The sequence below is a fragment of the Actinotignum vesiculae genome, assembly GCF_051267215.1.
Classification (GTDB): Bacteria; Actinomycetota; Actinomycetes; order Actinomycetales; family Actinomycetaceae; genus Actinotignum; species Actinotignum schaalii.
Window position 1 is genome coordinate 105,979 of sequence record NZ_JBOZGG010000001.1, and the last position, 12,805, is coordinate 118,783.

Annotated in this window: 8 protein-coding genes; 7 read left to right on the forward strand and 1 reads right to left on the reverse strand. The window is 62.5% G+C overall.

The genetic code is table 11. The features are described from left to right. Positions 1-86: 86 nt before the first annotated feature. Positions 87-2,135 (reverse strand): potassium transporter Kup, encoded by a 2,049-nt coding sequence (locus tag ACRQHG_RS00460; protein WP_435719308.1) that lies wholly within the window; start codon positions 2,133-2,135, stop codon positions 87-89. Positions 2,136-2,258: 123 nt separating this feature from the next. Here ACRQHG_RS00460 and ACRQHG_RS00465 point away from each other — a divergent pair, with 123 nt between their 5' ends. From ACRQHG_RS00465 to ACRQHG_RS00495, 7 genes are all read left to right on the forward strand, one after another. Beyond that, positions 2,259-2,501, forward strand: a complete 243-nt coding sequence (locus tag ACRQHG_RS00465; protein WP_284889342.1) for a hypothetical protein — start codon at positions 2,259-2,261, stop codon at positions 2,499-2,501. A gap of 11 nt (positions 2,502-2,512) precedes the next feature. Continuing rightward, positions 2,513-4,087, forward strand: a complete 1,575-nt coding sequence (locus ACRQHG_RS00470) for a M18 family aminopeptidase (protein ID WP_435719309.1) — start codon at positions 2,513-2,515, stop codon at positions 4,085-4,087. Next, on the forward strand, positions 4,080-5,774 hold the full coding sequence (locus ACRQHG_RS00475; protein ID WP_435719310.1) for a class I adenylate-forming enzyme family protein: 1,695 nt from the start codon (positions 4,080-4,082) through the stop codon (positions 5,772-5,774). Before ACRQHG_RS00470 ends, ACRQHG_RS00475 begins: the two co-directional genes overlap by 8 nt. A 490-nt stretch (positions 5,775-6,264) precedes the next feature. Further along, positions 6,265-8,049: an ABC transporter substrate-binding protein gene (locus ACRQHG_RS00480; protein WP_026428356.1), complete on the forward strand. Its 1,785-nt coding sequence runs from the start codon at positions 6,265-6,267 to the stop codon at positions 8,047-8,049. Between the two features lie 206 nt (positions 8,050-8,255). Beyond that, positions 8,256-9,782 (forward strand): ABC transporter permease, encoded by a 1,527-nt coding sequence (locus ACRQHG_RS00485; protein WP_435719311.1) that lies wholly within the window; start codon positions 8,256-8,258, stop codon positions 9,780-9,782. Positions 9,783-9,833: 51 nt separating this feature from the next. Then, a complete protein-coding gene (locus ACRQHG_RS00490) occupies positions 9,834-10,985 on the forward strand; it encodes an ABC transporter permease (RefSeq protein WP_026428354.1) in 1,152 nt (383 codons plus the stop codon). Continuing rightward, the gene (locus tag ACRQHG_RS00495; protein ID WP_435719312.1) at positions 10,986-12,803 is read left to right on the forward strand and encodes an ABC transporter ATP-binding protein; all 1,818 of its coding nucleotides are present in this window, start codon (positions 10,986-10,988) and stop codon (positions 12,801-12,803) included. The last annotated feature ends 2 nt before the right edge of the window (positions 12,804-12,805 follow it).

The following is a 12,805-nucleotide window of genomic DNA, read 5'->3' on the forward strand; positions in this document are numbered from 1 at the left end:
CATTCTCAGCGGGCGGGAGGCCCACGAGCGTCGCTTCGCGCCGTGAGCCCCCACCGGACCCGTGACCTTCCCGCCCGGGCCGTCATCTACACAATGACCTCGCGGGAAATCTCTACAGTGCGATCTGCCGGGAGGCTCTTCACCCAGGCCGGCGAAGCGGAATGCCGTGCGATGTGCGCGAAAAGCCAGGCTTGCCAGCGGGGCAGCTGCGGAATATCACCGGCGCTACCAGAGTTCGCGCTGCCAGAGCCCGCACTGCCGAAGTCCGCACCCTTGCCCGAGTCCCCACCGCCGCTAGCTGCGTCGTCGTTCTTCCCGCGCGAGCGGACCCCCAGGTGACTGAGCACCCACTGGGCCTCGCTCAACTTCCAGGAACCCCACCCGTATTCGCGCTGCGCCCATTCCAGGTCGGCCGGAATATTGCGGATATCCATGAAGCCGTAGCGCATCGTGAGGTGAACGACGCCCTCCACGCGCGGGTTCACCTGCGTGCGGGTAATGCGCTCGGCGCGCTCAATATGGGCCTGCGGGGCCGTTTTGATGGAGAGAATAATAACGTGGTCGCGCATACTGCGATGCAGCTCGGTGGTGGCCCGCAACGCCGCCGGAACCGTGGTGGCCAGGGAATGCGGATAAATAACCGTGCCCGGAACTCGCCGCAGCGGATTTTTCTGCAAGTGCGCCGCGAACTCCGCGAGGGTGCCTTCGGTGCAGGCCCGGCTGGCCGCCACCACCGCCTCCCCGCGCCGCCACGTGAGCATCACCACCATAAGAATGAGGGCGATGAGCAGGGGCAACCAGCCACCCGTCACCAATTTCGCGGCATTCGCGGCGAAAAGCGGTACTTCCACCACGCCCAGCACCACCGCCAGCGCGGCGCTCTGCCACCAGTGCCAGTGCCAACCGATCACCGTGAGAGCCAGCAGCATCGCGGTCGTCAGAAGAAAATCGGTGGAGACCGCCAGCCCGTAGGCGGAGGACAGCCGCGCCGAATCACGGAAAATCACCACCACGGCCGCCACCGCCGCCACCAGCAGCCCGGTAATATCCGGCAGGTAAATCTGCCCCGCACCGCTCGCGGAGGTATAGCGAATCCGCAGGTGAGGGAGGTAGCCGAGCCGGGAAGCCTGGCGGGCGATGGAATAGGTCCCCGCGATCACCGATTGCGAGGCGATGACCGTGGCGCCGGTCGCCAGCAGCATGAGCACCAGGGCCCACTGGGAAGAAACCAGGTGGAAGAACGGATCGGCAATAGCCTCAGGGTGCTCGAGCAGCAGCGCGCCCTGCCCCAGGTAGTTACATACCAGCGCGGGCAGCACCACCGCGAACCACACCGCGGAAATGGGGCGCCGCCCGAAATGGGCGATATCGGCGTAGAGCGCCTCGGCGCCGGTCACCGCGAGCACCACCGCGCCCATAGCGAGGAAACCGATATCCGGGTGCCCGCCCACGAACATCAGCGCCTGATGCGGGGAAAGTGCCGCGATAATTTCCGGATGCGCGGCAATATGCGGAAGTGCGATCAGCACCAGCCCCGTGAACCACAGCAGCATGAAGGGGCCGAAAATCTTGCCTACTCGCCCGGTGCCGTAGCGTTGCATCCAGCCCAGGGTGAGAAGAATCACCAGCGCGATGGGCACGATGAGGGTGGAGGGGAAACTTGGCAGCGCCACCCGGATACCTTCGATAGCGGAGAGCACTGAAATGGCCGGGGTGATGACGGCGTCGCCGAAAAAGAGCGCCGCCCCGAGCATGCCCGCCACCGTGAAAAGCGCCGCGGCGCGCGGCCGCCCACCGCTGAGGGTGCGCAGCAGGGTGGCGAGGGCAATGATGCCGCCTTCGCCGTCGTTATCCGCGCGCAACACAAGGATCACGTATTTGAAGGACACGATAAGAAGGAGCATCCACACCACCAGGGAAATCACTCCGTAAATCGAGGCGTCCGTGAGCGGAACGGCCCCGCCGTGCACGGTGAAAACCGCGCGCACAACATAGAGCGGACTGGTCCCGATATCGCCGAAAACCACCCCGAGAGCGGCCAAACCAAGACCGGCGCGGGCCAGGGCCCCGCCACGGTGGGCACTGTGTTCCCCACCGTCACGCCGCAGCGACGCAGCGCGAAAAATTTTTGTCATGAGCGGGAATCCTAGCCACCCTCGCTGACGAAAGAGCATGGAAAAGGTCCGGTGTGATGTTCTAGTCACCCGGTGTACCATCGTCCCAGGAAGCTAATCGTTGCGGTGAGGAGTTCAATAACAATGATGGCAATGCACGGTGGTGCCCAGCTCGCCAATAGCGGGGCGCAGGTCCTCGCCTGGGTGGTTATTAGTGTTTTGGTGCTGGCCCTCGGGATTCTGCTGCTGTTCCTGGCGCGTCGCCACGCCGCGCGCGGCACCATGGAGGTCACGCCCGCGGAAGTCGCGGCCGGTGCCGTTTCGGAAAATGATGGGATGGGGAACGACGGCGCAGCTGAGGCCGCCGGCGAACCTGGCAATCACTAGACTGGGAGGCCATGAGCATGTCTGAGTTTGCTGAGTCCACGCCCGATGCCACGCAGGCGGATACCGCGCTGGTGGGTACCGCGCCAGCGGATCCGGCGCAGGCACAGGGGAGTACCGCTGCTGATCGCCACGCCCGCGGATACGCGCAATTCATCGCGGCGTCCCCGTCCTCCTACCACGCGGCGGCGCAGCTAGCTCAGATTCTGGAAGCCCACGGTTTCACCGAGCAGCGGGAAACGGAAGCCTGGGAGGCGCGCGGAGCGCGCTATGTGCGGCGCGGCGGGGCGCTCATCGCCTGGGTGAGCCCGCGGGGCGTGGGGAGCGGTGAAATGGCGCCGTTCCGCATCCTCGGCGCGCATACGGATTCGCCTACTCTCAAACTCAAGCCGGCCGGAACTTCCCGCCACGGGGGCTACACCCAGGTGGATATGGAGGTGTACGGCGGGCCGCTACTCAATTCGTGGCTTAACCGTGACCTCGGCCTGGCCGGGCGCATTACGGATATGGACGGCCGGGAATACCTGGTGCGCACCCCGGCCTGCATGGTGATTCCGCAGCTCGCCCCGCATCTCATTTCCGGCAACCGGGATACCCTGAGCTTGGATCGCCAGCAGCATCTCCACCCGATATTCACCGGGGCGCGCGCGGATACCGAGGCGGACTCCAGCCTCGGCACCGATAGCGATCTTTTTGAAACCCTGGCGCGCTACGCGAAGCCGGGGCCCGAGGGCTGGGATGCGCCCGGCGCTGAATGGATCGGCTGGCACGATATTTACGCGTATGATGTTGAGCCGCCGCGGCGCAATGGGATGTACCTATCGGCCGGGCGCCAGGATAATTTGTCCTCCGTATATGCCGGGCTACGGGCACTCCTCGACGGAGTGGCTGCCGCGGGGCACGCCGCAGACGATGCGCGGCAGACGGCAGAAAACGGCGCCGAACTCCCGTACTTCCCGGTTTTCGCCGCCTTCGATCATGAAGAAGTCGGCTCGGGAACCACCAGCGGAGCCAGCGGGCCCTTCCTGGAAACCGTGCTAGCCCGCATCGCGGAAAGCTTCGGGGTGCGCGGGGACAGCTGGTATCGGCTACTGGCCCGCTCGGCCTGTATGTCCGCCGATGCTGGCCACGCTCTCAACCCTAATTACGCCGAATTTTACGACCCGGATTCCGCCCCGCGCGCCGGTGCCGGCCCGCTCATCAAAATGAACGCCCAGCAGCGCTACGCCTCCGACGCGGAATCGGTGACCCTCGCCCTGCGCGCGGCCAGCGATGCCGGCGCCGCCTACCAATTCTTCATCTCCCGCAACTCCATCCCCTGCGGAACCACCATCGGCCCGCTCACCGCCACCCGCCTGGGTATCACCACGGTGGATGTGGGCGTGCCCCTCCTGTCCATGCACTCCGCGCGCGAACTCTCCCACGTGGAAGACCTCTACCAGCTGCGCCGCCTCATCCGCGGTTTCCTTTTCGGTGAGGGCGCGGCCACCCTTCCAGACGCGGATCTCGTGGACATCGCGGATCCCGCCGATCTCACGGATACCGGTGGGGGAGCGGGCCCGAGCGCAGAAAGTGAGCGTAATGAGTAGCGTCCCCGTCACGAACGTTGCCTATCTGCTTGATCGCACCGCTTTCGCCAACCCGGATCGCACCTGCCTCTACTACGATGCCACCACCCTGACGGTCGGCGAAGCGCGCGATACCACCTCCCGCCTCGCCCAGCTGTTCGTCCAGGCCGGCGTCTCCCACGGGGACCGCGTCATGATTGTGGCCCATAATTCTCCCTACCACTATCTGGTTGCGGTGGCCTGCGCCCGCATCGGTGCGGTTTTCGTTCCGGTGGACGCCCGCCTCCACCCGGTAGAAATACAACGCCTCGTCGATTTTGCGGCACCGCGCGTCCTCATCGCGTGCGCGGAAATAGGCACCGCCGGCGCCTTCACCTCCACCGGCACCCTCATTCATTTTGTTATCGACGACGACGTCCTCGCGCCACCCTTCACTCCCGCCCTCACCAACGGCTATATTGCTCTGAGTGCGGCAACCGGGAGTTTCACCGCTGATTTCGTAGCCGATGGCACCGCCGGGAATCCCGCTTTTAATACCGAGGGCTACCCGAGCGGAGTGGCCGTCATGATGTTCCGGCCCGCGCCCCCGGAAGCACCCCGAGCCCTCGAACTCACCCACGATAATTTGTGGTGGGCGGATCGTATTTTCCACGATGCGTTGGGCTACGGGCGTGATGACATTTTCTTACACAGCGCGCGATGTTCCTCGATCGCTGGCTTCAACGGCGGCACGCTCTTCCACTTCGCGCGCGGGGGCCGCATTGTTATTGCGCGGACTCCCTCCCCGGCCGGGCTGCTGCACCTCATTGAAGAACACCGGGTCACCACCATGTTCGGCACCCCCACCACCTATTCTTTTATGCTCGACGACGACACCTTCCTCACCCGGGACCTTTCCAGTCTCCGGTACGCCTTCGTGGGCGGGGCGGCGGTTCCGCCGGCTCTCATGGGGCGCCTGGATGCGGCGGGTCTCCATCCTCTTAATATGTGGGGGTCTGTGGAAACGGGCGGCGTCGGCCCCTATCTTCCTACCGCGCGGGTGGCGCACAAAGCTGAAACGGTGGGGCGCGCTATGCCCCACGTGGAGATTCGCCTGGTAGAGCCAGGTACCGATACCCCGGTGGCGCCCGGGGAGATCGGAGAAATGCAGTTGCGCGGGCCGAGCATTTCGGCAGGGTACTGGCACGGGGATAATTACCAGCGTTCCTCCTTCGCGGGGGAGTGGTTCTGCTCCCAGGATCACGCGCGGGTGGATGCGGACGGGTATATCAGCCTGGTTGCCCGGGTTACCGATACCATCAAAACCGGGGGAGATACCGTTCACCCCGAAGAAATTGAGCGGGTGCTCCACCAGTACCCGGGGGTGCGAGCCGCCCTTGTGACGGGCGTGCCCGATCCGGTGTGGGGCCAGGTGGTGGGTGCCGCCATCGTCATGGATTCCCATGAGGCCAGCCCTGAAAATTTCGCCACCCCGGATCCGGCCACCGGCGGTTTCGCGGTGGTGCCCCAAAGCCTGCCGGTGCCCAGCCTCGATCAGCTGAGGGCTTTTGCCGCCCAGGCGCTCGCTTCCTTCAAGCTTCCGCGCCTGCTCGTGGTTCTCGATGAGCTTCCGGTGGATGATGACGGGAAAGTATCTCGGGCGCGGCTGCGCGACCTCTTCGGGCACGGTACCGCAGCGCCAGCTCCCGCGGCGCCGGCAGTCCTCTAAAACGGCTCCGCACATCTTCAGCTGCGGCCGCCGTGCCCGTGGACGCTTCGGCAGCGCCCTACAACAGCCCCGCATCTCGTTTCTGGAATGATTTTGAGAAAAACTATCTCAGCATATGAGATGTGCGCGGCGTGAGACGTGACTCCTTCCTGAAAGTGTCCAGACTCTCGCAACTTAGAAAAACGGCTCTACGCTGCGGATTTCTCCAATTTTTGCGGGCGTGAACATTCGCACATGAAAAAAGCCTGAGCCTAAACGTAAAGAAATCGTCAAGACTCGTGTAGGCTTTTTCCATGGTTAGAGCGGTGGCGCTGGCTATCCGCACAGGATGTCAATGCGTGTTCCATCCTGTGGAGATCGTCAACGCACCGGATTCTTGAGAATCCGGCACCGCTTTTGCATATTCCACGCGCCCACAGCGCGAACATGATCACTCCGTACCGGGGGACTGCCCCCGCGGTACGGAAACAGTCAATGAGGAGGTTCCTTCGTGAAGAAGACCGCTTATCCCTTGGTGGCCGGAGCAGCCGCGCTTGCTCTGGTCATGACTGGTTGTTCCTCCAACGGCAAGGGTGGCCCCACCCAGGTCGAAGGAAATGTCAACCGGACCGCTTCGGTCACCGTCGGTGCCGATGAATTCCTGGGCTACAACGGCTTGACGCCCACTACTTACAGCTCGGCCAACTCCCTTGTTGTTGACCGCATGATGCCCGGCTTCGGCTACTACTCCGCCAATGGCGAGTGGAAGCACGGCACTGATCTCGGTGACTACGAACTGGTTTCCGAGAATCCCCTCACCGTGAAGTACACCTACAACGATGAGGCCAAGTACCAGGGTGGCGAACTCATTACCTGTGAAGATGCCTACCTGGACTGGGTTTCCCAGAACCCGAAGTGGATCATGGATGGCCAGGCTGCGGCCGGCTCCGATGAGCCGCTGTTCAACCACGTGTCCAGCCCGGATACCTACGCGGACGGCGTTCCGGAAGGCCCCCAGTGCAATGCTGGCGACCGTTCCTTCACCATCACCTACGCCGAACCGAACCCGGATTGGCAGCTCGTTGTTTCCGGTCAGCTTCCCTCGCACGTGGTAGCCAAGAAGATCGGCATGTCCAAGAAGGAGCTTTTCGAAGCTCTGAAGAACAAGGACTTCGAGACCGCTAAGAAGGCCGCTGAATTCTGGAACAACTGGAATTCGCCCACCCCGGGCCAGCTGCCCTCCGCGGAAGATGCCCCGTCCTTCGGTCCCTACACCCTCAAGGAAGGTGGCTGGGAAGCCGGTCAGTACATCACCATGGTTCCCAACCCGGATTGGTGGGGTGAGAAGCCCGGCCTCGATGAGCTCGTGATCCGCTTCATCCCGCCGGAAGGCCAGGTTCAGGCCCTCGCTAACCAGAACGTGAACGTCATTGAGCCGCAGGCCACCAAGGACACCCTTGATGCCCTCAACGGCACCCAGGGCGTGACCGTCCTCGAAGGTAACACCATGATTTGGGAGCACTTCGACTTCAACTTCAAGCCGGGCTCCATCTTCGCCAATGACAAGGGCGGCCTCGCGCTGCGCCAGGCCATGGCCTACTGCATCCCGCGCCAGCAGATCGTTGACTCGCTCATCAAGCCGCTCAACGCTAACGCTGAAGTCCTCAACTCCCGCGAATACTTCCCGGATAACCCCGAGTACAAGGAAGTTGTGGCCGCCTCCTACAACGGCGAATACGACAAGGTCGACATCGAAAAGGCCAAGGCCAAGGTTGCTGAATCCGGTATCGCCAACCCGGTGGTCCGCATTGGTTACAACCAGCCCAACCAGCGCCGTTCCGATGAGGTTGCCCTCGTGACCTCCTCCTGCGCCCAGGCCGGCATCACCGTCCAGGACGTCGGGGCCCAGGGCTTCATGGCCCCGGGTGGCGGCTATGAGAGCGGCGACTTCGATATGGTGCTCTTCGCCTGGTCCGGCTCCGGCCAGATCGTTTCCGGCGCGAATATCTACAAGTCCAACGGTGGCCAGAACCAGACCGGTTACAACAACGCCACTGTTGACACCGAATGGGACAAGGTTTCCTCCAGCCTCGATCCGAAGGTCCAGAAGGAAGCCAAGAAGGTGATTGAGAAGGAACTGTGGAATGACCTCTTCGGTATCCCGCTCTTCACCCACCCGGGCATCGCGGCGTACACCACCGGTATGGAGAACGTTGAGCGCAACGTCACCCAGTCCGGTATCGCCTGGAATGCCGAAAAGTGGAGCTGGGGCTCCGCACCCGCCAAGGCTGAGTAATTAGCCTTATGCATAGGAAGTAATAGTTATTTTCTAGCTGCACCGGAGGGGCCGCGCTTGCGGCCCCCCCGGGCGTGCAGTTTTATCACCTTCCTGTGTCACATCCCACGTCCCATTTCGTCTGGAAATGCTTATGTACTATAGTCACCGAGTAAAATTGTCCGAACCGGCGCCCATCGGCACACAGAACGGAAAGAAGTCTCGCGGTGTATAAATTCATCGCCAAACGAATTGGCATCTCAGTACTTATCCTCTGGGCCGCGTCGCTCCTTATCTTCGTTCTTACGATTAATTCGGGCGACCCCCTCGAGGACCTTCGCGAATCCAATAACCCGAATCGCGAAAACCTCATGCAGCAGCGCTCCTCCTTCATGGGCCTCGACCTGCCCTGGTACGAGCGCTATTGGACTTGGCTGACCGGAGCAGCGAAATGCTTCATCGGCCAGTGCGACCTGGGCGTCAATCGTTCCGGACAGTCTGTTAATGACATGCTCGGTCAGGCCGCTTCCGCCACCTTGCGCCTCGTGCTGGCGGCCACCTTCCTCGCGATCTTCTTCGGAATCTTCTTCGGTGTTATGAGCGCTATTCGCCGCTACACCGGTTTCGATTACGTCGTGACCTTCCTCGCCTTCACCTTCTACTCGCTGCCCGCTTTCGTCTTCGCGGTGCTCCTGAAGGAATACGGCGCTATTCGCTTTAATGACTGGCTGGCAGATCCAACAATCTCACTGGTTACGATCGTCATATTTGCCGGCATTTTCGCACTCTTCGTGCAGGCCCTCGTGGCCGGCGGCCCGAAGCGGCGCGCCATGGCCGCGGGTATCAGCTTCGCTATCGCCTTCGGCGTTATGGAATACATTTCCGTAACTCGCGCCTTCCCGGAACCCACCGGCGGGCTGTGGATCGAAGCCCTCATGGGCCTGGCCGGCACGGTGCTCTTCACCGGGCTATTCCTTGGCTTCTCCAATAAGCGCGGCTTCGCCGTGGTGGGTGCCAATGCCGCAATTATGTTCGTCATCGTGGCGGCCTGCTCGAATATGCTCTGGGAGCCCACGTGGGGCTTCCTCTTCCTCATCCTGGCTCTTGGGATTGCTGCCTCCGTGGGCGTGTCCTACTTCTTCGGTGGCTACGCCCGCCGTTCGGTCACCTGGGCCTCGATCTGGGCCGTGTTCTCGGTGTGGATCGCGATTATCTTCGATTTCGCCGCCCGGTACTGGTCCACCTACCTGCCGCTCACCCAGAACCGCCCGATTTCCACCATCGGTTCGATGACCCCGAATTTCCAGGGCAGCCACGTCTTCTGGCTCAGCTTCCTGGATTCCTTCACCCACCTCCTGCTGCCGACGATCTCGCTGACGCTCATGTCCATCGCGTCCTATACGCGCTATACGCGCTCGTCCATGCTGGAAGTGCTCGGTCAGGATTACATCCGTACCGCGCGGGCTAAGGGCCTGCCCGAACATACGGTTATCACCCGGCACGCGTTCCGTAACGCCATGCTGCCGCTGCTCACCATTATCGCTTTCGATTTCGCGGGTCTCATCGGCGGCGCGGTTATTACCGAAACGGTCTTCGGCTGGAAGGGCATGGGTGAACTCTTCCGAACCGGCCTGGCCCAGGTAGACCCGGCCCCGGTCATGGCCTTCTTCCTGGTCACCGGCGGAGCCGCGGTGCTCATGAATATGGTTGCGGACATCATGTACGCCTACGTCGATCCTCGGATTAGGCGGTAAGCATGAGCCTGACTACCCCCATGAATCGTCACCAAGCCCGAGGAGAATCCGATGAGTGAGAATCGCTCGAAAACAACCGTCGCGTCGCTCGACCCGGAACACGTTGTTGAGGTCGACGACGCTCAGCTCGCTTCCTCCAGCCCTTCCTATTCCCAGGGGCGCCTGGTGCTGCGCCGCTTCCTGCGGCATAAGCCCGCGATGGTATCCGCCGTCGTTCTTATTCTTGTGACGCTGGTGGCCTTCCTGTCCATTGGCTGGAATATGAGCTTCTTCGGGCTGCACTGGCATTTCTCCGGTTTGTGGCGCCACAATTACACGGATGTCCTGGAAGTCGTCAATAACGGCAAACCGACTCTGACCTGGACCTCGCTGGGCGAACACCCCTTCGGGCAGGACAATATCGGTAAGGACTACTTCGCCCTCACCATGAAGGGCACCCAGATTTCTATTATTATCGCATTCGTCGTCGGGCTGGTTTCCACGATTATTGGAACGGTTATCGGCGCGGCCGCCGGGTACTTCCGCGGCTGGACCGAAGCGATCCTCATGCGCATCACCGACCTCTTCATCGTGATCCCGCTGCTCATCCTCGCCGCGGTTATCGGCAAGATGGTGGGAAGCCAGGGCATTTTGTTCCTCGCGGTTATGCTGGGTGTGCTTTCCTGGACGGGCCTGGCGCGCCTGGTGCGCGGCGAAGTGCTCTCCTTGCGCGAACGCGAATTCGTGGCCTCGGCCCGCGCGCTGGGAGCCTCCCCGTGGCGTATTATTTTCCGCCACATCCTCCCGAACTGCCTGGGCACGATCATTGTTTCGGCAACCCTGTCGATTTCTTCGGCCATTCTGCTGGAAACGTCGCTGTCCTTCCTCGGGTTCGGGGTGCGCCCGCCGGCAACTTCGCTCGGCCTGCTTATTTCTACCTACCAGACCACGTTCTCGACCCGCCCCTGGCTCTTCTTCGCCCCGGCCGGTCTGATCCTCATCATCGCGCTGTCCATTAACTTCATCGGTGACGGCCTGCGTGATGCCTTCGATCCGCGCCAGCGTTCTGCGGTCTCACGCCGCAAGATGAAGGCCCTTGCCGAAGGACATATTGAGAACGACGTCGAAGCTGATCTCATGCCGGTGACCACCGCGGCCACCACCGCGACGGGTGGCGAGCACGCCGCTCCCGCATCCGACGCCACCGAAAGGAAGGGCGAATAAATGCGTCTCGGAAAACGCGCTGCAACAACGCACGATAAAGCTGCCTCCGCGGCCACGGCCACGTTGAAGGCCGACCAGCCCGTCGTCACCCCGCACCCGAAAACCGATAAGCCGGTACTCGGCTTCGGCGAACTGGACGTCAAATTCGCCACCGAATTCGGTGCGGTTCACGCCGTGCGTGGTGTGAGTATTGATGTGCGCCCGGGCGAAGTGGTGGGCCTGGTGGGCGAATCCGGTTCCGGCAAGTCCGTTACTTCTACCACGGCCCTCGGCCTGCTCCCTTCCAATGCTGTTATTAGCGGAAGCGTGCAGGTGGCCGGGCGTGAAGTACGCGGGATGACCTCGCGGGGCATGCGCGCGCTGCGCGGCGCCGAAGTGGGCATGGTGTTCCAGGAACCCATGACCGCCCTCAACCCGGTGCTTACCATTGGCCGCCAGATGACGGAAGGCCTGGAAACCCACGGGCTCGCCTTCGGGGAAGATGCCCGCAATCGCGCGGTTGCCATGCTCAAGGCCGTCGGGCTTCCCGATGCCGAAGAGCGCATGAACCAGTACCCGCACCAGCTTTCCGGCGGGCAGCGCCAGCGCGTGGTTATCGCGATCGCGCTCATCGCCAACCCCTCCGTCATTATTGCGGACGAACCGACCACCGCCCTGGACGTGACCGTCCAGGCCGATATCCTCGACCTGCTGCGCTCCCTCAAGGACCAGCTGAATACCGGCATTCTGCTTATCACCCACTCCATGGGTGTTATCGCGGATATGGCCGACCGGGTCCATGTGATGTTCAAGGGTGAGATTGTGGAATCGGGCGACGTCGTTCAGGTTCTTAACCACCCCAAGCACCCGTATACGCGCCGGCTGCTGGAAGCCGTGCCGCATCTGGGCCAGGGCCGCGAGCAATTCGGTTTCTCCCTGGAAAAGGAAGCTTCTATCGACCTCAATAAGAAGGTGCTGGAAGCTAAGGACCTCGTTATCGAATACGAGATTCCCGGCAAGCAGCCCTTCCGCGCGGTTGATCACGTGTCCTTGGATGTTGCCGAGCGTGAAATCGTGGGCCTCGTGGGTGAATCCGGTTCCGGTAAATCCACCATCGGCAAATGCGTGCTCGGGCTCATCCCGGCAGCTTCCGGTGAGGTGAAGATCTTCGGTGAGGATCTCGTGGGCGCTTCGCGTAAGCACGCCCAGGAACTGCGCCAGCACGTGGGTGTGGTCTTCCAGGATCCGGCCGCGTCCCTCGACCCGCGTTTCCCGGTGGGCGATTGCATTATGGAACCGCTCGATGTTCATAAGGTCGGCACGAAGGCGGAACGCCGCCAGCGCGTGTACGACCTGCTCGATGCGGTGCGCCTGCCGCGTTCCTCCTTCAACCGCTACCCGCATGAGCTGTCCGGCGGGCAGCGCCAGCGCGTGTGCATCGCCCGCGCCCTGGCCCTGCGCCCCAAGCTCCTCATCGCGGACGAACCGACCTCCGCGCTGGATGTGTCCGTCCAGGCCCAGGTTCTCACCATGCTCTCCGAACTCCAGGATGACATGGGCTTCGCCTGCCTCTTCATTTCGCACGATCTCGCGGTGGTCGATATGCTGTCGCACCGCGTGGTGGTGCTGCAAAACGGCAAGGTCGTGGAAGCGGGCCAGCGCGAGGATGTTCTCCACAACCCGCAGGAAGCCTACACTCAGCGCCTCCTGGCCGCCGCTCCGGTTCCCGAACCGATTGAGCAGCGCCGCCGCCGCGAAGAACGCCGCGCGCTGCTGCGCAAGCAGGGCCGTGAAGTCTCGCGTTTGCGTTTGAATGAGAACGACGACGCCGCCAACTAGGC